General features: G+C 47.0%; 23 protein-coding genes. 6 read left to right on the forward strand and 17 right to left on the reverse strand.

Translation table 11 applies throughout. The annotated features are described in order from the left end of the window. Positions 1 to 11: 11 nt before the first annotated feature. On the reverse strand, positions 12 to 1,379 hold the full coding sequence (locus L5M51_RS14465) for an MATE family efflux transporter (protein WP_263173441.1): 1,368 nt from the start codon (positions 1,377 to 1,379) through the stop codon (positions 12 to 14). Between the two features lie 22 nt (positions 1,380 to 1,401). Here L5M51_RS14465 and L5M51_RS14470 point away from each other — a divergent pair, with 22 nt between their 5' ends. Then, entirely contained in the window at positions 1,402 to 2,448 is a 1,047-nt protein-coding gene (locus tag L5M51_RS14470) for a polysaccharide deacetylase family protein (RefSeq protein ID WP_263173443.1), read from the forward strand. On the opposite strand, the gene L5M51_RS14475 is transcribed toward L5M51_RS14470, so the two are convergent. The 5 genes from L5M51_RS14475 to L5M51_RS14495 form a co-directional block, all read right to left on the reverse strand. Next, complete coding sequence (locus L5M51_RS14475; protein WP_173497969.1) at positions 2,449 to 3,081, reverse strand: SCO family protein; 633 nt, start codon at positions 3,079 to 3,081, stop codon at positions 2,449 to 2,451. 47 nt (positions 3,082 to 3,128) lie between these two features. Continuing rightward, positions 3,129 to 4,034, reverse strand: a complete 906-nt coding sequence (gene cyoE / locus L5M51_RS14480; protein ID WP_105250648.1) for a heme o synthase — start codon at positions 4,032 to 4,034, stop codon at positions 3,129 to 3,131. A 14-nt stretch (positions 4,035 to 4,048) separates the two neighbouring features. Beyond that, a complete protein-coding gene (locus L5M51_RS14485) occupies positions 4,049 to 5,026 on the reverse strand; it encodes a COX15/CtaA family protein (RefSeq protein ID WP_105250647.1) in 978 nt (325 codons plus the stop codon). After that, on the reverse strand, positions 5,026 to 5,571 hold the full coding sequence (locus tag L5M51_RS14490) for a hypothetical protein (protein WP_198572401.1): 546 nt from the start codon (positions 5,569 to 5,571) through the stop codon (positions 5,026 to 5,028). The genes L5M51_RS14485 and L5M51_RS14490 overlap by 1 nt, the downstream gene beginning before the upstream one ends. A gap of 90 nt (positions 5,572 to 5,661) precedes the next feature. Continuing rightward, positions 5,662 to 6,426: an SURF1 family protein gene (locus tag L5M51_RS14495; protein WP_263173535.1), complete on the reverse strand. Its 765-nt coding sequence runs from the start codon at positions 6,424 to 6,426 to the stop codon at positions 5,662 to 5,664. Here L5M51_RS14495 and L5M51_RS14500 point away from each other — a divergent pair. Continuing rightward, on the forward strand, positions 6,425 to 6,643 hold the full coding sequence (locus L5M51_RS14500) for a DUF2909 family protein (RefSeq protein ID WP_105250645.1): 219 nt from the start codon (positions 6,425 to 6,427) through the stop codon (positions 6,641 to 6,643). The two genes, L5M51_RS14495 and L5M51_RS14500, sit on opposite strands and share 2 nt — an antisense overlap. Before the next feature lie 4 nt (positions 6,644 to 6,647). On the opposite strand, the gene L5M51_RS14505 is transcribed toward L5M51_RS14500, so the two are convergent. The 6 genes from L5M51_RS14505 to lexA form a co-directional block, all read right to left on the reverse strand. Then, positions 6,648 to 7,523, reverse strand: coding sequence for a cytochrome c oxidase subunit 3 (locus L5M51_RS14505; protein WP_263173447.1), 876 nt, complete (start codon positions 7,521 to 7,523; stop codon positions 6,648 to 6,650). Further along, the gene (locus L5M51_RS14510) at positions 7,520 to 8,101 is read right to left on the reverse strand and encodes a cytochrome c oxidase assembly protein (RefSeq protein WP_105250643.1); all 582 of its coding nucleotides are present in this window, start codon (positions 8,099 to 8,101) and stop codon (positions 7,520 to 7,522) included. The genes L5M51_RS14505 and L5M51_RS14510 overlap by 4 nt, the downstream gene beginning before the upstream one ends. A gap of 1 nt (position 8,102) precedes the next feature. After that, positions 8,103 to 9,695 (reverse strand): cytochrome c oxidase subunit I, encoded by a 1,593-nt coding sequence (gene ctaD / locus L5M51_RS14515; protein ID WP_263173449.1) that lies wholly within the window; start codon positions 9,693 to 9,695, stop codon positions 8,103 to 8,105. Between the two features lie 9 nt (positions 9,696 to 9,704). After that, positions 9,705 to 11,240 (reverse strand): cytochrome c oxidase subunit II, encoded by a 1,536-nt coding sequence (gene coxB / locus L5M51_RS14520; RefSeq protein WP_263173451.1) that lies wholly within the window; start codon positions 11,238 to 11,240, stop codon positions 9,705 to 9,707. Between the two features lie 403 nt (positions 11,241 to 11,643). Beyond that, complete coding sequence (locus tag L5M51_RS14525) at positions 11,644 to 12,156, reverse strand: cell division inhibitor SulA (protein WP_173248214.1); 513 nt, start codon at positions 12,154 to 12,156, stop codon at positions 11,644 to 11,646. Continuing rightward, the gene (lexA, locus tag L5M51_RS14530; RefSeq protein WP_105250639.1) at positions 12,153 to 12,773 is read right to left on the reverse strand and encodes a transcriptional repressor LexA; all 621 of its coding nucleotides are present in this window, start codon (positions 12,771 to 12,773) and stop codon (positions 12,153 to 12,155) included. The genes L5M51_RS14525 and lexA overlap by 4 nt, the downstream gene beginning before the upstream one ends. Before the next feature lie 160 nt (positions 12,774 to 12,933). Between lexA and plsB the strand changes: the two genes are divergently transcribed. The 3 genes from plsB (at position 12,934) to L5M51_RS14545 (ending at position 17,535) form a co-directional block, all read left to right on the forward strand. Then, positions 12,934 to 15,357, forward strand: coding sequence for a glycerol-3-phosphate 1-O-acyltransferase PlsB (gene plsB / locus L5M51_RS14535; RefSeq protein ID WP_105250638.1), 2,424 nt, complete (start codon positions 12,934 to 12,936; stop codon positions 15,355 to 15,357). Beyond that, on the forward strand, positions 15,357 to 16,613 hold the full coding sequence (mtr, locus tag L5M51_RS14540) for a tryptophan permease (protein ID WP_105250637.1): 1,257 nt from the start codon (positions 15,357 to 15,359) through the stop codon (positions 16,611 to 16,613). Before plsB ends, mtr begins: the two co-directional genes overlap by 1 nt. A gap of 148 nt (positions 16,614 to 16,761) precedes the next feature. Further along, on the forward strand, positions 16,762 to 17,535 hold the full coding sequence (locus L5M51_RS14545; RefSeq protein WP_263173455.1) for a VOC family protein: 774 nt from the start codon (positions 16,762 to 16,764) through the stop codon (positions 17,533 to 17,535). Positions 17,536 to 17,611: 76 nt separating this feature from the next. Here L5M51_RS14545 and L5M51_RS14550 read toward each other — a convergent pair whose 3' ends face one another. Continuing rightward, a complete protein-coding gene (locus L5M51_RS14550; RefSeq protein ID WP_263173456.1) occupies positions 17,612 to 18,778 on the reverse strand; it encodes a ribonuclease T2 in 1,167 nt (388 codons plus the stop codon). Between the two features lie 181 nt (positions 18,779 to 18,959). On the opposite strand from L5M51_RS14550, the gene L5M51_RS14555 reads away from it, so the two are divergent. After that, positions 18,960 to 20,534 (forward strand): hypothetical protein, encoded by a 1,575-nt coding sequence (locus L5M51_RS14555; RefSeq protein ID WP_263173457.1) that lies wholly within the window; start codon positions 18,960 to 18,962, stop codon positions 20,532 to 20,534. A gap of 73 nt (positions 20,535 to 20,607) precedes the next feature. Here the strand turns inward: L5M51_RS14555 and L5M51_RS14560 are convergent, their stop codons facing one another. The 4 genes from L5M51_RS14560 to L5M51_RS14575 form a co-directional block, all read right to left on the reverse strand. Beyond that, a complete protein-coding gene (locus L5M51_RS14560) occupies positions 20,608 to 23,751 on the reverse strand; it encodes an efflux RND transporter permease subunit (protein ID WP_263173459.1) in 3,144 nt (1,047 codons plus the stop codon). A 9-nt stretch (positions 23,752 to 23,760) separates the two neighbouring features. Then, positions 23,761 to 25,305 (reverse strand): efflux RND transporter periplasmic adaptor subunit, encoded by a 1,545-nt coding sequence (locus L5M51_RS14565; RefSeq protein ID WP_263173461.1) that lies wholly within the window; start codon positions 25,303 to 25,305, stop codon positions 23,761 to 23,763. A 21-nt stretch (positions 25,306 to 25,326) separates the two neighbouring features. Next, complete coding sequence (locus L5M51_RS14570) at positions 25,327 to 25,587, reverse strand: heavy metal-binding domain-containing protein (RefSeq protein WP_113940264.1); 261 nt, start codon at positions 25,585 to 25,587, stop codon at positions 25,327 to 25,329. 277 nt (positions 25,588 to 25,864) lie between these two features. Beyond that, positions 25,865 to 26,302 (reverse strand): hypothetical protein, encoded by a 438-nt coding sequence (locus tag L5M51_RS14575; RefSeq protein ID WP_263173463.1) that lies wholly within the window; start codon positions 26,300 to 26,302, stop codon positions 25,865 to 25,867. Positions 26,303 to 26,652 lie beyond the last annotated feature (350 nt).

Genomic DNA, 26,652 nt, shown 5'->3' on the forward strand with positions numbered 1-26,652 from the left:
TCTTTACAGATTTATTTCTGTAAAAAGGCCTGACTGAAATAATAATGCCCCGCGAGCGTTAGGCTTCTGACGATCATGAAGACACTCATCGCGGCCCAGAGGGCATGGTTGCCTTGCTCTGGTAGTAATAGCAGCTGCAGTAAATACCATGTTGGGAAAAACGCGCCAAAGGTGGCGAGTATCATGCTATTGCGCATCACTTTTCCTTTAGCGGCACCTATGTAAACCCCATCGAATAAATACGAGCTAAAGGACCATAAAGGCAAGAATATTAGCCAGATAAGATAGGTTTGCGCAGTGGCTCTGACCTCATTAATACTGGTCAATAACGCGATAATATTACTGCCAAAAAGACTAAATACAGCGCAGAATCCTAGTGCCGTTATGGCCGACCAGCACCAAGCTAAGATCACAGCTTCCCTTAATTGTTCTGCCTGTTTTTGCCCATAGGCACGGCCGACTTCTGCCTCGGCATAATAGGCTATACCATCTAGAGCGTAGGAGATTAATAGCAGTAAATTCAATAACACGGCATTGGCCGCAACGGTATTATCACCTAGACCTGCACCATGGAATGTCATAAAGGCAAAAGCTGCCTGCAAGCAGAGGCTACGGACAAAAATATCTGTGTTGAGCCTCAGTAATTTGCCATAACCCGTTAAGGTGACATGGGGGAATAGGTGGGATAAGTGAAACTCGGGTGCACGCTTGAGTTGTTGTAACACCATAGTGAGTGCGACTGAGAAAGCGGTGATATCGGCAAAGACTGAGGCGAGGGCAGCGCCTTTAACTCCCCAACCCAAGCCGAGGACAAACACCACATCGAGAATAATATTGGCAAGGTTCGCTAAAATCAGCTGCCACATGGCGGCTTTAGGTTGTTGTCGCCCTAAGAGCCAACCTAACATTACTAAATTGAGCAGGGCGAAGGGCGTTGACCAAATCCGTACCTGAAAATACTCGCGGCAATAACGTTCGACCTCGCTACTCGCTTCGGATAATCCTAACGCTAAATTCAATATCGGGACTTGCAGTGCGATAACGCCTGCGCCCAATAACATTGCTAGCATAGCGCCTTGGACTAAGAGTTTGTGCTGGGCGTGAAGATCGTCAGCACCAAAGGCTTGCGCGACTAAACCTGTCGTCGCCATACGCAAAAATCCCAATAACCAAATGATTAATGTGATAATCGTTGACCCGACAGCGACTCCCCCTAAATAATAGGCCTCACTCAGATGACCTATAACAGCCGTATCGACTAAGCCCAACAGCGGGATAGTGATATTGGAGAGTATCATCGGCAGGGCGAGCGCTAGTAACTGGCGATTTTTCGCGCCGTTGAGCATGAGGTCGAGCCAAGTTGATTTAGCAGTATTCATTAATTTCAGAGGTGTTCACATTATGGTTAAACGTGTGCTGTTGGCACTCATAGGGCTAATGACGTTTTCTGCCCATGCCGTGGTCATTCTGCAATATCACCATGTGTCAGAAACCACTCCGGCGGCAACCAGCGTTACGCCCGCGCAATTTCGTGAGCAAATGCAGTTTCTCGTCGATGACGGCTTTATGGTGATCCCGCTTTCTAAAGTGGTTGAAGCGATCAAGCAAAAACAAGATTTACCCGCTAAAACAATCGCAATTACCTTCGATGATGGTTATCGCAGTATAGCGACTACGGCGCATCCTATCCTAAAGGAATTTGGATTCCCCTACACCTTGTTTGTGGCAATTGAGCCGATTAAACAAAAGTTTACCGAGATGATGACTTGGGATGAACTCATCACACTATCCAAGGAAGGCGCCGATATTGCTAATCACAGTTGGGCGCACGAACATTTGATCCGCTCCTTAGAAAACGAATCACAGGCGCAGTGGTTAGCGCGGATAAAAGCCAATATCTTAGATACAGAAAAAGCGATTGCAGATGCCACTGGGCACAATTTTAAAATGTTGGCGTATCCCTACGGTGAGTACAATCAAGCGTTGCAGGATATGTTAACTGAGAACGGCTTTGTCGCTTTTGGGCAACAGTCCGGTGCCGCCGGGCCCTATTCGCCATTAACGGCCCTGCCGCGTTTCCCCGTTGCTGGACAATATGCTGACCTAAAAAGCCTTAAGGCAAAGTTATACAGCTTAAATATGCCTGTGATTGCACAAACCCCAAGTGATCCTGAGTTAAAGGGTGGTCATTGGCGTCCAGAGCTTAAAGTGACCCTCGATATGAGTGATATCTCTGCTAAGCAAGTGATGTGTTACATCCAAGGTCAAGGCTCAAAACAGCCGACTTGGCTCAATGAAAACGAGTTTAGTGTTCAAGCGGATTTAGCCTTGCCTGCGGGGCGCTCGCGTTATAACTGCACAGCGCCGAGTAAGGCGCGCAATGGCTACTATTGGTTTTCTCAGCCTTGGGTGAGGCCAAAGGACGATGGCTCTTGGGTTAAAGAGTGATCAGCGGCTAGGTTTGTATTGCGCTACTATTTTTTCAAAATCGCTAATTAATTTATCATTTAATACCTGCGGCGGTTTGCCTAACGCTGCCGTAGGTTTAAATACCGCAACTCGCGTTCCCTGCGGCGATACCAACACATAACCTGCACTATGGTCGACTTGGTAATTTTCTCCTTCACCCACCATGGCATAAGTGAGTCCTAAGCTGCGGGTGAGTGGGAAGATTTGTGTCTGCTCGCCCGTGACCGCTTTAAATTCTGGATTGAAAAAATTAACATAGGTCAGGAGTTTATCCTGTGTGTCCCGTTTGGGATCGACGGATAAAAACACTACCTGCAATGGCGCTATTTTGTTTAGATCAGGATAAGCCGCCGCAAGTTTATTTAAGGTCGTAGGGCAAATGTCGGGACAAAAGGTAAAACCGATAAAAAATAAGCTCCATTTCCCCTGCAAACTGGCATTGGTAAAAGCTTGCTTGTGTTGATCAACCAATTCAAAGGGCGCTAATTCATAGGCCTGTGGAAACAGAAAACCGCTCTCTAACTCGATAGGTTTTGGGGGATTAAATTTCACCGCAAATAGGCCGCCAAGACCGAACAACAAAATGGCGATGACTAAAATTCTTTTCTGCATTATTCGCTCCATAAATACAGGTTAGCGCGACAAACTCGTTCCATACACTAGTTCCACAAATAGTGGTCTAGCAGTAATGCCATAAATAACAACATTAAATGGTAGATAGAGAAGCGGAACACTTGCATCGCTAAGCCATCATGATCCCGATATTTAAGTTGCCATGCTTTATAGATAAATCCCGTACTGAGTAAACTCGAGCTGACGAAATACACTGGCCCACACATACCAACCAGCACAGGTAACAGGCAAGCAATCGCCAGCAATACTGTGTAGAGCAAGATGCAGGTTTTCGTAAATTCGACACCGTGGGTGACTGGTAGCATGGGAATATCTACTTTGGCATATTCGGCGCGTCTGTGAATGGCCAGTGCCCAAAAATGTGGCGGCGTCCACGTAAAAATGATGATCACTAGCAATAACGCATGGCCGTGAAATTCGTTCGTTACTGCCGTCCATCCCAGCAGGGGTGGCATAGCTCCCGCAAGGCCACCGATCACAATATTTTGTGATGTTGCGCGTTTCAAATAGGCAGTATAAACCAAGGCATAGCCAATCAGGCTGGCAAAGGTCAACCAAGCTGTGAGTGGATTGACTAAGGAATATAAGACGATAAAGCCAAAACTACCTAAGCTAGCGGCGAAAATTAACGCGCGCGTGGCAGAAATACGCCCTTTGGGTAGCGGGCGATTGTAGGTGCGCGCCATTAAGCCATCGATACGGCGATCGATCAGATGATTCAACGCCGCCGCAGAACCCGCCATCATGGCAATTCCAAGCATACCCGCGAGCAAAGGTTGAACGGGCACCGCATGGGGCACAGCCAGACACATGCCGACGAGGACAGTGAGCAGCATGAGTGCGACCACTTTAGGCTTGGTCATTTCAAAATAGGCGCGCCATGTTACGCTGAAAGTGGGCAGGCTACTGGTGATTGAGAGTGGTTTTGCCATCTTGGATCCCTCGCTTATGCTTTGCGCCATAAAAAATAGTTGATTGTGACTAAGGTCAGTAGCAGTAGTGCCGCACCACCGTTGTGAGACACGGCAATACCGAGTGGTAAATGCATCACTACGTTAGAAATACCTAAGCTCACTTGTAGTATGACTAGGCCCACTAATAAAAGGCTTAAAGCCTTAAGTCCCGTAGCGCCAACAAATAATCGGTAGGCGAGCACGAGTAACAAGCTGGCAGTGACGATAGCGCCAATTCTGTGGGCTACGTGGATAGTCATTCGTGCAGGGTAATCGAGCACCCCAAATTCGAAGCTAGGGTGTTGGCCTTGGAACGGTGAAAATGCCTCGGCTATTGCTAAGTTATCTACCCAATTTCCCTCACAGATGGGTAAAGAGGTGCAGGCGAGCGCCGCATAATTCGATGATGTCCAAGCCCCCAACATAATCTGACCCACAAGGACGAATAGGCTCACCAACGCTAACGGTGCGAGATGTCGAGCATGGGTTTCGCTATTAAATATACGCCGAGGTCGGGTTCGCAGGTAAAGGAGTAACAGCAGTGAGATTAGGCTAAAGCCACCAATAAGATGCGACATCACAATTATTGGCATGAGTTTCATGGTCACAGTCCACATGCCTAGTGCTCCTTGAAAAAGGATCAGCAGCACTATGATGATCGGCAACTTTTTGGGTGCTTCCGGTGTTTTTAAGCACAAAATTAAGATGAATAACACCAGTAAGCCAAGTCCGCCTGCGATATATCTGTGGATCATTTCCAGCCAAGCTTTCTCTGGATTGATATCGTGATCTGGGAATATAGTTTGCGCATGGGCGATTTCATGGTCTTGGGTGGGCACTTTAATATGGCCGTAGCAGCCTGGCCAATCGGGGCAGCCGAGCCCTGCATCCGATAGGCGGGTGTAAGCGCCCATTAAAATCACCAATAGGGTAAAGACTAAGGTTAAGCGTAGGATCCAAGTTAGTTGCATCAATCTACCCTCGACAGTTTTAACAGCTTACGCAGATCCGCAATCAGCGCCTTGCCTTGAGCTAAATGTGCTTCTTTGCCCTGCACTTGAGGGTAGCGCAGGACTAAGCTGCCTAAGGGATCGACTATGATTAGCTGCTGTTCATCTAACCATTTGCTTAAGTCTGCATTGGCGGGGCGAGTGTTGAAGTGAAAGGCGCTTAAGGCGTTAAGATCGCTGTCGGGATGGGTGAGGATGAGCGGTTCTACTCGCGCCTGATCTGGCCCTAGCGCTGTGTGGCTTTGGCGCAAAATATACAGGCGTTCGCGGCAAGTATCGTTGCATTTGGCGGGCAATAAATATAGTAGTTGCCATTCTTTGGGATTAGAATTTTCAACCCCAAGGCTGGCATAACTGGTTTCGGGACTGATCAGCTCGCCATGATTGGTGGCACCGCCATGGTATAAATTCAGGCTCAGCACTAGCTTAGCAATCACTACGGGGGCAATAAACGCCAGCAGTAATAGCCCTAATGCTTTGTGTTTAGATTTGTTCTGGGAGTTCATGCTTGCTCCTCTCATTCAAATTATCCCTAATTTATTGTTTTATATTTATTTAGTTTTATTAGTGTCTTGCTAAGTATGGTACGAATTTCCCTATTGGCTCCTTGAGTTTGCGACTGTTTGGGCGCTATGGCGTTTTACATATTTAATCCCTTGCCACAGCATTAGTCCTGCAAATACGGCTGCCATCGAAAACCACTGCAACGCATAGCCCCAATGTTTTTGTGCCGACAGTGGGAAAGGTTGCCAAGGATGGGGCAATGTGAGGGAAGGTAATTGCTCTGGTTGCAACACGACAGGTAACAATGGGTGCCCTAATACCTTAGCCATTTCGGGCATATTTAAATTTTGAAAGCGAATACTTGTCCCTGTTTCTGCCATTAAAGCTTGGCTCAAGGGATTGATTTGCTTTTGATAAAGCTTGCCTTCGATATTTAATTCCCCGCTTAGGGGAGTGATGTGAGGCAACTCATCACGATGGGAGCCTGAGGCAACAAAGCCTAACTCGACCAGCAACCAAGGTTTTTCAACTTCTACTTGCAGAGGTTGAAAGGCTAAATATCCCACTTGACCTTGATAGATTTGATTATCCAGCAGCCAGATTTGTGAGCTTGCGGGAGTGGCGCGTACTTGCAGTCGATAACCCGTTACGCCTTCTTTGCCGACCTTGAGTTGGAGCTGCTCAAAACTTAATGGCAGCAAAGCTTGCCTTGCTTCCATTTGGGCTAAAAGCGTCGTTTTATCTTCACCACGGGCTAACTGCCATAAACCCAACTTGACCAATATAGTTAATACAGCCACAGTCAATATCAGTAGAAAAACCGTTAATTTATTCAGCAGAACATGAGGATATTGTATGAATAGCCTGTTCATTTTTAAGTTGGTCTTAGTTCTGCTGTTGCTATTCATCATTTTTAATCTAGGTCGCGCCTTGTTTATTATGGTGAAAGGTGATGAAAAAGTGCCTATGAGCCGTTATCTTGGGCGGCGAGTGATTTTCTCCGTGCTCGTTATCTTGTTATTGCTGGTGGCCTTAGGGACTGGGTTAATTAGCCCCAATCCCACGCCTTACTAAAGCACTAGAGAACGTAAACGAAAATAAACAAACACAGCCAGACCACATCCACAAAGTGCCAATACCAACTCCCTGCTTGGAACGCAAAATGTTTATCTGCGCTAAAGTGCCCCTTCAACACTCTGAAAAACAACACGAATAAAAAGAGAGTCCCCAGTGTGACATGCATGCCGTGAAAGCCAGTTAACAGGAAGAAGGTGTTGCCATAAATCCCAGAGGTCAGGGTGAGTCCCATTTCCCGGTAGGCATGCATATATTCTTCTGTCTGTAAGGCAAGGAAACCCATACCCAAGAGTATGGTGATACCAAGCCAGAGAGTAATGGCAGAACGTTTACCTTTTTCTAGGCTGACATGGGCGAAATGTAAGGTAACTGAGGAGGTTAGCAGTACGATAGTGTTGATTAATGGCAGTCCAGTCCATGGCATGGCTTGGGTTTTAGTGCCATCTGGCGTAGTTATGAGCGGCCAAATAGCTTCAAACTGAGGCCAGAGCACTTCGTGGGTCATGGCATTATTCGATGCGCCACCGAGCCAAGGCACTGCGAACATGCGGGCATAAAATAGTGCCCCGAAAAAAGCCCCGAAAAACATGACTTCCGAAAAAATAAACCAGCTCATACCTTGGCGAAACGATCGATCCATTTGGCTAGAATAGAGCCCTGCCATCGACTCTTGGATCACGGTTCTAAACCAACCCACCAGCATGAATAGGATCACAGCGATCCCAACCAGCAGCACATAACCGCCACCGGATGCACCTGATTTCAACTGCTGCACGAAAAGGCCTGCACCAGAGGCGATTAAGAACAAGCCAATGGCACCTATAATAGGCCAGACACTTTGGGATGGAACGTAGTAAGTCTGATGTTTCGTTGTCATTTTGCAGCTCCTTGCTCTATGGCAGACGCTAACTGCTTGTCGGTAATGTCGTAGAGAGTGTAAGAGAGGGTCAGAGTGTGGATAGACTCAGGTAACTGAGGATCCACATAGAAAATGAGCGGCAGCTCTGCGCTAGTGTCCGCCGCTAAGGGTTGTTGATTAAAGCAAAAGCATTCTGTTTTATTGAAATAAGCGGCACCTTGGCCGGGCGAAACTGAAGGTATCGCTTGGCCAATCGTTGCTTTAGCGGACATATTGCGCGCCAAAAATGCCGTATGGATTAGCTCGCCAGGGTGAACTTCGAGCCGTTTGGTTTGTGGCGCAAATGTCCATGGCATGCCTGTTTGTACCTGAGAAATAAATTCCACAGTCACTATTCGGCTTGTATCTACTGTGATTGCTTGATAACTACTCGCGGTATTGGAGGGTTTTCCATTGATACCGAGTTGCTCGCACAACACATCGTAGAGCGGCACCAGCGCGAATCCAAAGCCAAACATGCCAATACAGCCGATAACTAACATGCTGATAAGTTTACGATTTGACTTAGGTTTATCTTGCTGGTGTTGGGTTGCCATTTCATTTCACCTCAGGTGGTGTCGTGAAGGAGTGGTAAGGCGCAGGGCTTGGCAATGTCCACTCTAAACCCTCGGAACCTTCCCAAGGTTTAGCGGGGGCTTTTTCGCCGCCTCGGATGCACTTAATTACTAATACTAAGAAAATCAATTGCGATAAGCCGAAGGCGAACCCACCAATCGAGACGATTTGATTAACATCGGCAAATTGAATCGAGTAGTCAGGGATACGCCTTGGCATACCTGCGAGCCCAAGGAAATGCATCGGGAAAAATAGCACATTGACTGAAATCACCGAGCACCAGAAATGCCATTGTCCCAGTCGTTCGTTGTACATGTGCCCCGTCCACTTAGGTAGCCAGTAATAGGCCGCTGCCATGATGGAGAAAATCGCACCAGTTACGAGTACATAATGGAAATGTGCCACAACAAAATAAGTATCGTGGTACTGGAAGTCAGCGGGTGTAATGGCGAGCATTAATCCCGAAAAACCGCCAATAGTGAAGAGTATGATAAAGGCTACAGCAAACAGCATGGGCGTTTCGAAACTGAGTGAGCCGCGCCACATAGTGGCAACCCAGTTAAACACTTTCACCCCAGTTGGCACTGCAATCAACATAGTGCAATACATGAAGAACAGCTCGGCAAACACAGGCATACCTGTGGTGAACATATGGTGCGCCCACACGAGGAACGACAGAATTGCAATACTAGCCGTAGCATAAACCATGGATGCATAGCCAAATAAGGGTTTACGACTGAAGGCTGGGACTATTGCAGAGATGATGCCAAAGGACGGCAAGATCATGATGTAGACTTCAGGGTGGCCGAAGAACCAGAAAATATGCTGGAACATCACAGGATCGCCGCCGCCAGCCGCATCGAAGAAACTCGTGCCGAAAAACTTATCGGTCAGCACCATAGTCACTGCGCCAGCGAGTACGGGCATAACTGCGATCAGTAGGAATGCCGTGATAAGCCAAGTCCAGACAAACAATGGTAACTTCATCCATGTCATGCCTGGCGCGCGTAAATTCACTATGGTCACAATCACGTTGATCGCGCCCATGATCGAACTTATCCCCATGATATGAATAGAAAATACAAAGAGCGCAGTGCTATCTGGGCTATAAGTTGTTGATAGTGGTGCGTAGAAGGTCCAACCAAAGTTAGGTCCGCCACCTTCCATAAATAGCGAACTGAGAAGAATAGTAAAGGCGAAGGGGAGTATCCAAAAACTCCAGTTATTCATCCGTGGCAGCGCCATATCGGGCGCCCCTATCATCATAGGGATCAGCCAGTTAGCGAGCCCTGTAAAGGCTGGCATTACCGCACCGAATACCATGATCAGCCCATGAACAGTTGTCATTTGGTTGAAAAAGTTGGGCTCGACCAATTGTAATCCAGGTTGAAAGAGTTCAGCGCGGATCACCATGGCCATAGCGCCACCGGTTAAGAACATAATGAAGCTGAACCATAAATACAAAGTACCTATGTCTTTATGGTTGGTGGTTAGCAGCCAGCGCATGATGCCCTTTGGCGCACCATGATGATGCTCATCATGGGCTGCGGTTTGATCTTGAGTCGTTGTGCTCATCATTATCCCCTACTGTCCATGACTTGCGATATCAGCAGGTTGCACTGTATCGCCGGTATTGTTACCCCAAGCATTGCGTTCATAGGTAATGACTGCTGCAAGTTGCTGTGGGCTAAGCTGTTTGCCAAATGCCTGCATAGCCGTGCCCGTTTTGCCGTGCATCACAATATCGATGTGATTGGCGACTGGTCCAATGGCGATAGCACTACCCACTAGCGCGGGGAAGGCGGGTGGTATTCCTGCACCTGTCACTTGATGGCAGGCAGCACAGAAGGTCGCGTAGACAGTTTCACCTTCGGCCATGAGGGCGTCATGGCTGAGTGTGGGGAGGCTTGCGGGATCGACTGCAGCTGAGACGTCTGTTGCAGGTGTGGGTGTTGGGGTTGTACTGCTTGGTACCGCGGCGGATGTTTGTGCAGAATTGCCGTTCATGTACTCGTTGACGTCTTTGGCTTGCACTGCATCGTCAGTATTATTGCCCCAAGCATTACGCTCGTAGGTAGTCACTGCCGCGATTTCTTGTGCAGTCAATTGCTTACTAAACGCTTGCATGGCTGTACCCGTTTTACCGTTGAGCACAATTTCAAGGTGGCCGCTGAGCGGTCCCGTTGCAATCGGGCTACCTTTAAGGTGCGGAAATACGCCTTGCAACCCTTCGCCATTGGGCTGGTGGCAGGCTGCGCAGTGCCCGAGGTAAACTTGTTCACCTTGAGTCATCAACTCTTCTTTACTTAGGGTTTGTGATAAAGCGGCTTGAGCGGCTTCAGCCGCAGCACCTGCGGCTTGTTTCTGCTCTGTTACCCAAGCCTCAAACTCGGCTTCAGGTAACGCTTGTACTACGATAGGCATAAAACCATGGTCTTTTCCGCAAAGTTCGGCGCATTGACCGCGGTAAATGCCGGGTTTGTCGATGCGAGTCCAAGCCTCATTGATAAATCCAGGGTTGGCATCTTTCTTAATGGCAAAGGCGGGTACCCACCAGGAATGGATGACATCCTCTGAAGTCATCAGAAAGCGGATTTTGCGGTTTATCGGTAGAACGAGCGGTTTATCGACTTCCAATAGATAGTTTTCACCCTTGGTTTCGGTGCCTTCAATTTGTGCTCTGGGTGTTGTCAGTATGCTATAAAAATCAATATCTTGATCGAAATAGCTGTAATGCCATTTCCATTGGGACCCCGTGACTTTTACGGTGAGATCGGCGTTGCTGGGATCTTCCATTGCGATTAAAGTTTTTGTCGCTGGAATCGCCATTAAGATCAAAATGATAAATGGCAGAATCGTCCAAGCGATTTCAACTTTAGTGCTTTCGTGAAAGTGGGACGCGACAGCGCCTTTGGATTTTCTGTGGTTGATCATGGCGTAAATCATGACGCCAAAGACCACTAGGCCTATTGCGCAGCAGATATACAAGATGGTCATGTGCAAGTGATAAACCTTGCCACTGATCTCGGTCACGCCAGGGGTCATGTTGAACCGCATGTCTGCGGCGGTCAACGGTGGTGCGAAAAGCACCACGAGTAAACAATACAACAATTGCTTCACAAGACTTCTCCTCTGCCAATTGCGAATAGCAACTACAAAGAAGAGCAACACAGTAAGTCTCAACTCTATGCAAACTCTTCAGTTCCCAAAAAAGCTTTTTTGACTTCAACGTGCGTTGGCGGCTGTTACTTTTAATCAAGTATTGTTACTGCTGGTAATTAGCCACGCTGGCACATACTGCTGAAATAAATCTGTTCTCTATTTTTAGTGGCGCTTCGAGTTCGATAAATACTCGATTCATTGACCACGGAAGGTGATATATCATCACCGACTTAACCAACCATACTTGCTGTTTAAATATTGATCAAGATCACTTATTTATCTAATTATCTGAAAAATTGCCAAAAAAAAGCCTCACATTCATAGGTGAGGCGGCTTTCAAGGTAAAAAATTAAATGAATATTTAGTGTACAGCGCTAAAAAAAGATTGCTGACCGAAGAGATTGCCTTGCTCAATGCGTACGTCGGCATGTAAGTGACTGTTTACGTCTTCAAGCACTATGCCCATAGCTCTGGCACTTTTAGCCACGATTTGTAGGCGTCGATTATCCCGCGCATCTAATGATTGAGTCCAAGTAATGACTGCACTGGACGTACCACTTGTCAGGGCTTTTTCCATCGCCCACAGGGTTTCGACTTCATCTTTAGCATGTACCAGCAAAACTCTATCCATACGCACACCCGCGTTAGCGAGCGTTTGCTTGTAGCCAATACTTGGTGGGTTGATGAGCACTAACCAACGGCCCTGTTGGCTTAACTGAGCGAGTTGTGCACTCAGATGAATTAATTCTTGGCGACCTTGAGTCTTAGTTGGCATGCAGGCGATAGGCGCATGGTGCCAGTCATAGTCGGCATCACGGACTTCATCGAGCCACAAGCCCGGATGGCGGGGGGCATTGCCAAGTAGTTTATTCATAGCCAATCTCCATTACGGATCACACCGACGGCGAGTCCTTCAATTGTTAAACTTTGGAAGCCTAAATCCACTTTAATCGGGGAGTAATCTTCATTTTCGGCATGTAGATAGACCACATTACCTTTTTTTTCGAAACGTTTAACAGTGACATCGTCATCGACTCTAGCGACAACCACCTGACCATTTCTAGCTTGTTCTACTTTATGAACTGCCAGCAAATCACCTTCGAGAATGCCGATATTCTTCATGCTGTCGCCTTTTACTCGCAGTAAAAAATCGGCGGCGGGATGGAACATGCTTGGGTCGACTTGGTAGTACTGTTCAACATGTTCTTGGGCGAGGATAGGTTCACCCGCGGCCACTTGGCCGATGAGCGGTAAACCTGTTTCAGTCAAATCTTCGATTTCCGCAGGCAGACGAATGCCCCGAGATGTGCCAGGCATGATCTCAATGCAGCCCTTTTTCGCCAACGCTTTAAGGTGTTCTTCAGCCGCATTGGCGCTCTTAAAACCTAAACGGGTTGCGATTTCTGCCCGAGTGGGTGGCATGCCAGTATCGGCAATATTTCGTTTAATTAGCTCTAATATTTCAGCTTGGCGTGGCGTCAAAGGTCTCATGGTGTTTCCTGTTTTTCTATACAGTTACTGTTAGTATATACAGTATTATTTGCAGCGCAAGTATTAACCACTTTTTAGCTATGTTGGAGAGAATTAGCGAATATTACCCATAGTCTGGTATTCTATCGGGCTAGTAAACGCACTTAATTGCATAAGAATAATGCCTAAACACGACTCTCTTTGGTTGAAATCATTACGTTGGATCCAAAAACACTTAGTGCACACTATTGTGGTGCCTCAGGATCCCTTTGCCGATCTGAATCTGGATGCTTCCAGACCCCTTGTTTATGTGATGAAAACAGAATCCCTCAGTGACATAGCTGCTTTGAGCGAAATAACGGCTAAGTTAGGTTTACCAAGCCCTTATGAGCCTCTAGTGGCTAATGGTGTGACTGCGCCTCGGGTTGTCTGTCTTCAAGGACGTAAGCCACTGTTTGGCGAGCGTGCTGGTAATGAGCCTTTCCTCGAATGTTTTATGCGTTTGTTAGCCGTGCATAAGGAACGTCCTGAATTAGATATTCAACTGGTACCCGTGAGCTTGTATTGGGGTCGCACGCCAGGGAAAGAAGACGACACTATGAAGGCGGCCGTATTTGAGCGGGAAAACCCGACTTGGCTGCGCAAGTGCTTGATGATTCTGTTCTTAGGTCGACATAACTTCGTGCAGTTTTCGAATGCCGTATCCCTGCGTTACATGGCTGACGAACATGGCACCGACATGGGGATTGCCCATAAGTTAGCACGGGTTGCGCGCGTGCATTTCCGTCGTCAACGTAAGGTAATGACAGGGCCTGTGCTGCCAAACCGCCAAGCACTGTTTCATTCGTTACTCAAATCTGAGTCGCTGCGCAAAGCGATTCAAGAAGAAGCCGCCAGTAAAAAGATTTCTGAGACCCAAGCGCGCGAGACGGCTATTGAGTACCTCGATGAAATAGCAGCCGATTACTCAGATAGTTTAGTGCGTATTGCCGAGCGTTTCTTAACTTGGTTGTGGAACAAGCTTTATAGCGGGATCAACATTAAAGGCGCCGAGCAAGTTCGCCAGCTGCATCACGATGGCCACGAGATTGTTTATGTGCCTTGCCATCGCAGCCACATGGATTACCTGCTGTTATCGTATATTTTGTATTATCAAGGCATGGTTCCGCCGCACATTGCTGCTGGCATCAACCTCAACTTCTGGCCCGCGGGACCTATGTTCCGTCGCGGTGGTGCCTTCTTTATCCGCCGTAGTTTTAATGGCAACAAGCTGTATACCGCAGTATTTCGTGAGTATTTAGATCAGCTGTTTGCTAAAGGTTATTCGGTGGAATACTTCTCCGAAGGTGGCCGTTCACGTACTGGCCGTCTGTTGGCGCCGAAAACTGGCATGATCGCCATGACGATGAACAGCGTACTGCGCGGTATTGAACGTCCTGTCACACTTGTGCCTGTGTATTTAGGCTATGACCATGTGATGGAAGTGGCGACTTACCATAAAGAGTTAAGCGGTAAGAAAAAGAAAAAAGAATCTGTGTGGCAGGTGTTCGGTGCCATTCGCAAATTAGGTAATTTTGGCCAAGGTTACGTGAATTTTGGCGAGCCTATTACCTTACAAAATTTCTTAAATGAGCGTGCGCCAAACTGGCGTGCTGAGTTGGCCGATGATCCCGAGCAGAAACCAAGTTGGTTAACTCCAGCGGTAAACGTGCTGGCTAATCGGGTGATGACGCGTATCAATGATGCCGCAGCCGCGAGTTCGGTGACTTTGACTAGCTTAGTCTTACTGGCGACAGATCAAAACGCCTTAGAACGTAGTCTGCTGGAGCGTCAGCTTGATTTGTATCTGACCCTACTCAAAAAAGTGCCTTACACTTCTTATACATCTGTTGCCGAAGGTGATGGTAAGCATTTAGTGCAGCAAGGTTTAGAGCTGAACAAGTTTGTTGTTAGTGCCGATCCTTTAGGGGAAATAGTGTCTATCGAAGCGAGTCAGGCTGTGTCTATGACTTACTATCGTAACAATATCATTCACTTATTTATCGTACCGTCATTAATTGCGAGTTGTTTAACCCACAATGAACAGATCCTGCGCCAGCAAGTGGTTTCAATCGTTGCCGATTTTTATCCACTGCTGAAAGCCGAACTCTTCATGGGAATTAAAGACTTACCAGCCTATGTTGAGCAAGTGCTGGATTTCCTGATTGGGCAAGGTTTAGTGGTTGAGACAGATACTTTAGCTGTCGTGCCTGAGCACTCAAGCCAATTATTGTTGTTAGCCAGTTCAGTGAGTGAAACTTTGCAACGCTACGCTATTATTTTCAATCTGTTAGCGAACAGACCTAAGATGGAGCGCTCAGAACTTGAGTCTGAGAGCCATTTACTCGCTCAGCGTTTAGGGGCTTTACATGGTATTACCGCGCCTGAATTCTACGATAAAAAACTCTACGGTACTTTGAGCGTGAAGCTCAAAGAATTGGGATATCTGGCGGATAGTGAAGATAAGTCCAATATCAATCGCATACGAGATCAGGCCAATAGCTTATTACGTCCGTCAGTGAGACAAACGATAGTGGCGAGTGTCACCGCGGAGCACACAGTTTAATGGCAAATCATATGAATGCGGCTAAGCATAAGCCCGCAGGTAAGTCCTTGCTTGGTGGTGCCATGATTATTGCTGGCACGACCGTAGGTGCTGGGATGTTTTCTCTGCCCGTGGTCGGTGCAGGTATGTGGTTTGGCTATTCGATTTTAATGTTATTGGGTATTTGGTTTTGCATGTTGATGTCGGGCTTATTGTTGCTCGAAACCAATTTACATTTCGAACCCGGTGCTAGCTTCGATACCTTAAGCAAGCAAACTCTTGGGCAGTTTTGGCGGATAGTGAACGGCGTTTCTATCGCTTTCGTGTTGTATATTTTGACCTATGCCTATATCAGCGGCGGTGGTTCGATTGTGAATCATAGCTTGCAGGGCATGGGAATTGAGTTACCGCAAAGTGTGGCAGGGCTGGTGTTTGCCATAGTATTGGCGAGCATAGTGTTGATCAGCACTAAGGCCGTGGATCGGATTACCACGATTATGCTCGGCGGTATGATCATTACCTTCTTCCTCGCTATCGGCAATTTATTGATCGAAATTGATGTGACTAAGTTGCTCGAACCTGATGGTAATAACAGCTTTTCACCTTATCTGTGGGCGGCGCTGCCCTTTGGTCTCGCTAGCTTTGGTTACCATGGTAACGTTCCCAGCTTAGTGAAGTATTACGGCAAAGATTCCTCCACCATTATCAAGGCGATTTTCGTCGGCACCTTTATCGCGCTGGTGATTTATGTCTGTTGGTTAGTGGCGACTATGGGCAATATTCCCCGCAGCCAGTTTATCGACATTATTGCCCAAGGCGGCAATATGGGGGTGTTGGTGGGCGCTTTGTCTGAGGTGATGGCGAGTAGCTGGTTAAACAGTATGTTGACCCTGTTTGCTAACTTAGCCGTGGCTTCATCTTTCTTAGGGGTGACCTTAGGTCTGTTCGATTATCTTGCTGATTTGTTTGGTTTTGATGATTCACGCTCTGGCCGAATGAAAACCGCGTTAGTGACCTTTGTGCCGCCAACGATTTTAGGATTACTGTTTCCCGACGGCTTCTTAGTGGCGATTGGCTTTGCGGCATTAGCGGCAACTGTGTGGGCGGTAATCGTCCCGGCGCTGATGGCCTATAAATCGCGGCAGTTGTTCCCCGATAGCACAGGTTTTAGAGTGATAGGCGGTACACCGCTGATTATTCTTGTGGTGTTATTTGGCATAGTCACAGGTGCATGTCATCTGCTCGCGATGGCAAATTTACTGCCGCAATATTCCTAATTTGTTGTGATGATTTAAGCCCTCTATGTGAGGGCTTTTTTGTCTTTAGTGGTTGAGTTTTGTCTTGCAGATCTTTTTAACCTGAATACTGGACAGAAATACAAACTCAGGCTTAACTCGAATGATTGTTAAGACAAAGGAGCCGATAATGAAAATGACTCAGTACGCACAAGGACATGCATGTTGGGTTGAACTTGCAAGCCATGATTGGCAGGGAGCAACAGTATTTTACCAAGCGTTATTTGGTTGGAACGCGGTTGAAATGCCGATCCCAGAAGGTCACTTTTCGCTATTTAATTTAGCGGGAGATGACTTAGGCGCCATGTATCAAATCCCTGAGTCTGAAGCACATATCCCCAGCCACTGGCGTATCTACTTTGCCGTCGATGATATCGATGCCAGCATTGCAGCGATTCAAGCGGCGGGCGGCCAAGTGCACATGGGGCCGCATATTGTGGGTGATGCGGGCGTGATGGCGCAGGTCAGCGATCCTGAAGGCGCACGCTTTGCTTTGTGGCAAGCGAAGAACCACATAGGTGCTCGCCGTCAGGGTGAACTCAATACCCTTTGCTGGGTTGAGCTGGCTTGCAAAGAGCCGCGTACTGAAGAAGCCTTTTACTGCAAAATCTTCCCTTGGACCAACATGCCAAGTGACATGCCTGACATTGAATACTCAGAATGGCAGCTTGATGGTCAATCCATCGGCGGTATGATGACGATAATGCCTGAATGGGGCGATATTTCTCCCCACTGGCTGCTCTATTTTGTGGTGGCGGATTGCGATGCGTTTGCTGAGAAAGCCCAAAGCTTAGGCGCGCAAGTGTGCATTCCGCCTAGTGATATCCCTGATGTGGGACGATTTTCTGTCATTGCTGACGCCCAAGGCGCTACCTTTGCGGTGATCAAGCTTAATCAGATGTGATTGCCATATTAAGTGCTGTCATTAAGGTTAAAAACGGCGACGCTAAATCGCCGTTTTTATTTGTCTAACTATTTGTTTAATTAGCGTTATCAATCATGATTGTTTCAGGGCAAGAGCCTTTTGAGGCCTTATTGGCTTTGGCGAGTAGGCTAGGTAAGGAGTCAGAAGTTTTAATGACTTCGGGCAAGTTAATGCGGATTTCACTCAGTAATCCCTTGCCACATTCTAGACTCATTTTAGTGTGAGCGCCTTGACCGAAGCTGTCATCAAAACTTTGGTTTAACTCACTTTTACTGACACTCTTACCTATGTTGTCATGAATAAATTTTTGTACCCATGCCGAGGCATTGACCGCTTGGGTCAGCTGGGTTGCCAATAAAAAGTACTCGTTAGGGTCTTGGCTACGGCAAGTGCCGTGTTTCCACCATTCGTGGCGTTCTAAACAGGTGCCATATTGGGCGCTAGGCATGACTTCTTCTAAATTTTTGCGCACCGATGGATTCAGTTCAAACTCTGGATAAGTACAGAAATCATTCGGTTGCAGTTTGACTGTGCTGCAATAGCCATATCGCGTGCCGCATTGTTGTTTATTCGGCCACAGTCCGTGCAGGCTGAAGTGTTGCCATTGGCTCGATTCTGGCGTTTGGCTGAGGGCGCGACATTCGGCTTTACGGCGGCCATAGAGTTCACAAAAGGTGCTTTGCCAGCTTAATGCGAGCACGTTAGCATCGAATTCGCCACCTATTTGACATTGATTCCCTTGGCGTTTCTCTGGGGAACCATGCTCTTTAAGGCTATCTCGGCTTTTGGCTTTGATGTCCGATGCCGTGGTTGTTTGCGCCGGTTCCGCCGCCGTTGCAGGTGTTGATAAATTACTGCCAGCAACATTAGATAGATATTGACCACAATCGCCGCTGATCCAACGCATGGGAGACTTCACCGCATTGGTGCGCACTCTTAGCCAATCAGGTTTAGCGCTATTGCCGAGGATTTCAAGTACAGGGTAGCGCTCACCAATATTGCTCTGCCATTGATCTGGATTCGTCTGCTTATTTTTCGATTGAAATAGCTCACAGCGTTTGTCGGCAACGAATTCACCGGTTGCGGGTGCGGCAAAGGTGGGTGCTGTAATGATGAGCGCAGAGCATAAACCGAATGCGGCAAGTAATGCGCGTGATGGGGTTTTAAGGGAAAGTGCTTGCGGCCATATCCGGCTGATGGTTAAACAAAATGACTTGGTCATGTGATTGGATCCTTCCTACGGCAGTGAATTGAGTCAATTCTGTGTGGCACTGAGTCAATGGTACACATAAGCGCTATAAACTTAGAGACTTATTTTATGGATAGCGAATACTCATGTAATTATGGTGTCATGCATTCGACTTATATTCAGGTTTCTACTTGTGAATATAAAGAGGTTATTCGTGCGTAAGGTAATCAATCTAAATGCTGTTTTGTTATCGTCTCTTTTGGTGCTATCGGGTTGTAATTCTGACTCTGACGATACTAATCCTATACCGATTGAACCAACTGGGCGTTGGTTAAAAGGTGACTTACATGTACACACCGCGGTTTCGCAGGATGCTCGCGAAACCCAGTCTGATATTCTGAAGTGGGCCTTTGATGACTTCGGTTTAGACTATGTTTCCTTATCGAATCATATGCGTAATAACAGTCAAGATAATGATGATAACGACGTAGGTGGTTTGCTTTATTACGACGCATTAACTCAGTATGAAATGCCTGGTCTAAAAAAGGCCATGCCTAACTATGAGGGCAAAATTGCCTATTCGAGTTTCGAGTGGGATATGCCAACCCATGAGCACTTTAATATCGGTATTTTAGGTGATGAAGCTAAAGTCTTGTCGGCGATTAAAATTTTCGAGTACAGATTTAGTAGTAAAAATGATATTGCAGACTTTGATCCCCAAGATATCGCCGCTTGGACTGCTGCGGGTTATACCCGTCAAAACCAGACTCATGAAGATGCCGTTGCGGCGTTGAAATGGCTAGAGACTCATTATCCCGATAGCAGCTATGGGATGTTAAATCATCCTCGTCGCTATTTAACCAGCTATACCATTAAAGATGTAAGGGAACTGAATGATGCTGCACCCAATGTCTTCTTTTTAGTTGAAGGTCTGGTTGGCGGACAATTTAGCGGTAATCGCGGCGATTATGCTGAGCGCAGTAGCGGTGTATATGGTGGAGTCGACCCTGTGGTAGCGCAGGTCGGCGGTTGGTGGGATGCGCTGTTAGGCGAAGGTCGCCAGATCTGGAATATGGGTAACTCAGATATCCATTTCAAAACGCGCCCACCTTATGCAAGTAGTTATTATCCCGGTGAATATGCGAAAAGCTACACTTGGGTCGATGGTCAAGATACCACGGCGCTTTTGAAGGGGTTACGCTCAGGTAATAGCTTTTCTGTGTTTGGCGATTTGATTGATGCCTTGGATTTTAAGCTTGAAAGTAGCAATAAGAATAGTGTCACTATGGGGCAAACCTTGGTAGCGAAAGCGGGCGACAAGTTAACGCTCACTATTCGCTTTAAAAGTCCGGCCTTGAATAATAAAGAGTCGGATATAGGTAATGAAGTTTATGCCGGCATTAACCCTGGTGTACACCACATCGATTTGATCGCAGGTAATGTGGGTCCGCGTGCTGAAGCGGGTACAACGGTATTTGAAAAGGAAACAAACGATTCAACCTTAGTTGTTAAAACTTTTACCAGTGCTGACTGGCATAAAGATGCCGATGGCTACTACAGCATGAGTTACAGTTTTATTGCGGATCAGCATCAATACTTCCGTTTGCGTGGGACTAATTTAGATTACAACCAAGCTAACCTGACGGAAAAAGGTAATCCTTTAAAATCAGCTGTGATTAATCAAGCCGAAGATGAATCGGTTCAGGCTTGGTATAACAAGATTAATGATCGTAACTATAACGACCTGTGGTTCTATTCTAACCCTTTGTTTGTTAAAACGAATAAGTAACTCTCTTTAAAGACCGTTGAATAAAAAATCCCCCAGACTATTTCGGTTTGGGGGATTTTTTATGTATGTGTTATTACTGAACTGCGTCTTTCTTTAATTTACGCGAGTAAATCAGTAAATAAAGCGCGGGTAGTACAAACAGTGACAGTAATGGGGCCGTAACCATGCCGCCGACCATAGGTGCGGCAATTTTCTGCATCACATCGTTACCCGATCCTGCACCCCACATAATGGGGAGTAGGCCGAAGAAGATGGTTGCTACTGTCATGGCTTTGGGGCGGATCCGCATAACGGCACCTTCCATTAACGCTTCTTTGAGATCGGTAACTGTATGGTAGTTATTCTTCTCTTGCCTGTGCTTAATGGCATTATTAAGGTAAATCAGCATGATTACCCCAAACTCCGCGGCAACGCCCGCCAAAGCAATCATACCGACTGCGACGGCGACTGAGATGTTGTAATCCAGTAGATACAATAGCCAAGTGCTGCCGACCAGCGCGAATGGGAGGCTGAGCATGATAATACTCGCCTGCAAAGTAGAGCCAAATGTCATCATCAACAGGATGAATATCACACCTAAGGCCATAGGGATCACTTGCTTCAGTTTTGCATCGACTCGCTGCATATACTCGTACTGCCCAGCGAAGCTGTAGCTGTAACGCGGTGGTACCTTGAGTTCGGCATTTAATGCTTGCTTTGCGGTAGTAATGTATTCGCCGATAGACGTGCCTTCAATATCGATAAACACCCAAGAGATTAAGCGACCATTTTCACTGGTGAGCATAGGTGCGCCATCGGTGATTTCGATATCCGCTAAATTTCGCAGTGGTAGATAATTTCCCGATTTAGTGATCACAGGGAGTTCGCGTAGCTTTTCGATATTATCGCGAAGCTCACGGGGATAACGTAGGTTGATGGGATAGCGCTCAGCCCCTTGTACCGACTCGCCAATATCCATACCGCCAATGGCGTAACGCACGACATCTTGAATATCTTGCAGTGACATACCGTAACGTGCGGCGACATCGAGTTTTGGGGTGATATCGATATAACGCCCGCCACCACTGCGTTCAGCATAGGCTGACTTTGTGTGTGGTACTTTGCTGAGAATGGCTTCTATCTTAGCTCCTATGCTTTGCAGTTCGTTGACATCGGCACCAGTGATCTTAATGCCGACGGGGGTTTTTATCCCAGTCGAGAGCATATCGATACGGGTTTTGATGGGTTGCACCCAAGCATTGGTCATCCCAGGTACTTTCACCGTTTGTTGTAATTGGGCGATGATGCCATCTAAGGTCATACCCTCGCGCCATTCTTCATGGGGTTTAAGCATGATGGTGGTTTCGAGCATAGTTAACGGTGCGGGATCGGTCGCAGTCTCGGCGCGGCCCACCTTACCAAATACGCGGGCGACTTCGGGGACGGTTTTGATCAAACGATCCGTTTGCTGTAACACTTCGGCGGCTTTGCCCGCACTGAGTCCCGGTAACGCAGTTGGCATATAGAGTAAATCGCCTTCTTCTAACTCGGGCATAAACTCACTGCCCATGCGCGTCATCGGATACCAAGCACTGACTAAGGCAATCAATGCTAATGCTAGGGTGATTTTAGGAAACCTAAGTACCAGATTAAGCGAGGGCTTATATAAAGCGATCAGTACGCGACTGATGGGATTTTTATGCTCACTCGGAATTTTTCCCCGAATAAAATAGCCCATTAAGACTGGCACTAATGTGATTGCTAATAATGCGGAAGCGGCCATAGCAAAGGATTTGGTATAGGCCAGCGGTGCAAATAAACGGCCTTCCTGCGCTTCGAGTGCGAACACAGGCACAAAGCTTAAGGTGATAATAATCAATGAGAAAAATAACGCAGGGCCGACTTCAATCGACGCTTCGGTGACGATCCGCCAGTGTTCTTTGGTATCGGGTTCTCGGTTGTTTTCTGTGTGAAACTGCTCCAAATGTTTGTGCAGGTTTTCAATCATCACAATTGCGCCGTCTACCACCGCGCCTATGGCAATCGCGATACCCCCAAGACTCATAATGTTGGCGTTAACCCCCATCTTATTCATTACGATAAAGGCAATCAGGATTGAAAGCGGCAGGGTAATGATGGCGACTAAGGTTGAGCGTGCGTGCAGTAAAAACAGCAGGCAGACCAACCCTACCACTAGCATTTCTTCGATGACCTTGCTGAATAAATTATCAACGGAATTAAGGATTAATTGGGATCTGTCGTAGGTGGGGATGATTTCAACCCCATCGGGTAAACCAGCTTTCAGTTCTTCAAGCTTAGCTTTTACGGCATCAATCGTGGATAAAGCATTTTCGCCGTAACGCATCACAATAATGCCGCCTACGACTTCACCTTCACCGTCAAGTTCGGCTATACCGCGGCGTGAGGCCGGGCCTTTGCGCACGGTAGCAACATCTTTGAGTAATAAACCTGTACCAGAAGGGCTGGTGATACCAAGGGGAATTTCGCGGAAATCCTCAAGGGTTTGACGATAGCCTTTGGCGCGCACCATATACTCGGCTTCAGCCATTTCGATGACCGAGCCGCCAGCTTCGCTATTAGATTTTTCTATCGCATCTTTAATGCTGGCGATATCCAGTTTATAGATCGCCATTTTGTCGGGTTCGAGTACGATCTGGTAGGTCTGCTCCATACCACCGACGGTGGCGACTTCAGACACGCCAGCCACGCTTTGTAGCTCTAATTTAAGATACCAGTCCTGCAGGCTTTTGAGTTGTGATAAATCTAAACTGCCGGAGCGATCGACCAGCGCATATTCAAATACCCAACCCACACCTGAGGCATCGGGGCCAAGAGACGGTTGTACGCCCTGCGGCAATCGGCTACTGATCTGACTTAAGTATTCTAATACCCGTGAGCGCGCCCAGTAGATATCTGTGCCATCTTCAAAAATCACATAGACATAAGAATCGCCGAACATGGAATAGCCGCGTACCGTTTTGGCGCCGGGTACAGCTAACATGGCGGTAGATAAAGGGTAAGTGACTTGTTCTTCCACCAATTTAGGCGCTTGCCCTGGGTAGGAAGTTTTAATAATCACTTGCACATCCGACAGATCGGGCAGTGCATCAAGCGGTGTTTTGCGCAACTCTTGTACGCCCCAGACAGTGATCATGATGGCAATGATCAACACCATAAGTCGTTGTCTGATGGAGGCTTCGATAATGTATTTTAACATGCTGCGCTCCTAGTGCTGATGACCGCTGCTTAAACGCATTAAGCTGCCCTTGAGGCTGGCCTCGGAGTCGAGTAAAAATTGCCCTGAGATCACCACGCGCTCGCCTTCGGTTAAGCCCGAGACAATTTCTGCCTTACCTTGACTCATCATGCCGACGGTCACGACTTTAGCGGCAAAACTATTGTCGTCTTGTTTGACTATCACGCGATTCTCTTTACCCGTTTGGATTAAGGCTTCCTGTGGGATTACTAGCGTGTCTTTATTGGGGCCGCCAAAAAGCGAGACCTTGGCGAGGGTTTTAGGTCTAAGGGAAACATGGGTGTTATTGAGCACAACACGCACTCGCAAGCTACGCGTGACAGGATCAAGTTCCGGATAGATATAATCTATAGTGCCTTTTATCCCGCTTAAGTTCATGGCGGGCACAGCCACTTCAGCCTGTTGGCCTTTGACTATCCAGCTTTGTTCATTTTCAAACACATCGGCTATGACCCATACCTTAGAGAGATCGACTAACGACATCACTTCGGTGGATGGCTCAATATACATACCATCGCGGATAGACAGTGTTTCGACTACACCATCCTGTTGTGCATAAAAGGGTACCCGATATTGGGTTTGGCGCGAGTCGGCTAATTGCTTGATTTGTTGCTCGGTAAATCCTAAAAATGACAGTCTTAAGCCTGCTCTACGAACAAGATCCTGATATCTCTGATTGCCTGCTGTTTTGGCGGTATCTAAGGCGAGTAAATAATCATCCTGAGCATTGACTAAATCGGGTGAATAGATTTCATAGAGTAGCTGCCCTTTTTTGACTGTGTCTCCCATGGACTTAACCATCAGTTTTTCAACCCAACCCGTTACTCGAGCATGGATATGCGTTATTTGGCTTTCATCGTAATCCACTTGTCCAACGGTCTCGACAAATTTCCATAGCGTATCGCGCTCAACTTTAGCGACTTTTATGGCTAGCGCTTGCTGCATGCTGCCGGAAACATTGATATTGATTTCGTGAGTGTTACCACCCGTTTCGACTTTTTCTAAATTCATACCACAGATAGGGCATGTACCGGGTACATCGCTGATGATGTGGGCATGCATAGGGCAAATGTATTTAGTTGTTGTTTCTTCGCTGGTTTTTTTAACAAGATTGTTAGCCTTAGGGGTTGGTGTGTCGAACACTTGGCTTGCCGCTTTCGTGGTCGAGGTGTGCGCATGTTCTGTCGCTAAGTGATCTGTATGTTGATGTTCAGCATGTGGATCTGCTGAATTGGTATCGGTACCTTCCTTTTCAACTAAAAACATATTGCACTTAGGGCAGCGACCAGGCTCATGGCTGAGCACTTCGGGGTGCATAGGGCAAGTGTATGTTTTTACTTGATTTAACGAATTATTTTTAGGTGCTGTTGCAGAACTTACTGCAGCTTCGGTCACCACGGGCTGTTGTGTGCTCGCCAGTTGGGCATGGCTCAACCAAGGCGTACCTAAGAGTAAGCTACTCAAGATCAGTACGGCTTTAGGGGTCTGCTTTTTTACGGTTTTAAATGAATTCATATGCCTCATCTCCAGCCTCGCTTAGTGGTGTTTGTGGGCGTTTTTTGCCGCACCTTCAGCTGGTTTTGCTTCTACCGCCTTTGGCTCTAAGTTCATACCACATTGAGGACAAGTATCCTCTTTGCTGCCAGTCACTTCAGGGTGCATAGGGCAAACATGGGTATGGGCTTGTTCCTGTGGATTGGCATTGTCGTGTTGATGTGCGTGCGGCGCGGCCGTCGCAAACACGCTTGTGCTGGTCAGCAAGAATGCGATTAAGGCGAGATTAGTTAGTGTTTTCATATTATTCACTCCATCAGATTAACGGCCGAATACGAGCGCATAAACGTCAGTGAGCACAGTGGATCAAAGCGGTTCGCTTCGATAGACGGATTGATGCCACAATTTGGCATTCGGCTCAGTAATCAACGTTTTGCTAGACTCGGGTGCACGATTTAATGATAAGGCACCACAATAAACGGCTAAATAGGGCGTTAGCTTAGGGCTAACAGCATTGTCGTTTTAGCTTGGTCGTTTGGCTTTTTTAAGGGTTGATTTGCCCAATAAGCACAAAGTAGGGCTAGGCTATCGGTGGTTTAAAGGCCGAAGACAAAGAGATAGAGTGGAAATGAGGCATAGGAGTGGCCATTGCAGTATCGCTCATGCTCACACTTGGCCAGAGGTGTGGGCTGAATAGAGTGCCAGCGACTGAAATCGTCAAACAATGACCACAATCATTTGAACATGATGTGGTGCCATCACAGCAATGCTGTTTCGCGCCGGGAAGCATTTTATCGTTGCAGCAATCCGCGTTGGCCATTGAATGTGAGTCAGAACTGTTCTCTGTGTCCATCTGCATCATTGTAGCGTGGTGCATTTGGGAGGAAACCTCATGATTCATCGCACTCATATCCATAGTGTGTGGCACCATGGCGTGACCATTAGACACGATACTTTGCCCGACGAGTGCGAGTAGAGTGAATATGACTAAAAAATAACGACCGAGTGTGTGATGCATAAGTCTTCCAAATGATGAACGGCTCGATTCTAGCATAGCGATGTTTAGCTGTAATGATTTAACTCACACTTCAGTTAACGCCTCAATTCAAATATCTAATTAATCTAAATTAGCAAATAGAATTTCTGACTCGCAGTTTTGTCTTCAACGGGCTTATCATGAATATGACTGCGTATTTTAAGAGACTCAAATTGATCGTAGAAAGTTTCATTTCGAACAGTATTATTCGGCTTACCTGCGTTTTACCATTTATTTCTGCTTCACTCTACGAGGTGCAATAAACATTGGCGCGATCACATTTCTGTTTTCTAGAAAATAAATTTCTAGTTCTAGATTATCAAGGGAAAACC

This window comes from Shewanella sp. SM73 (genome assembly GCF_025653795.1).
Taxonomy (GTDB): Bacteria; Pseudomonadota; Gammaproteobacteria; order Enterobacterales; family Shewanellaceae; genus Shewanella; species Shewanella oncorhynchi.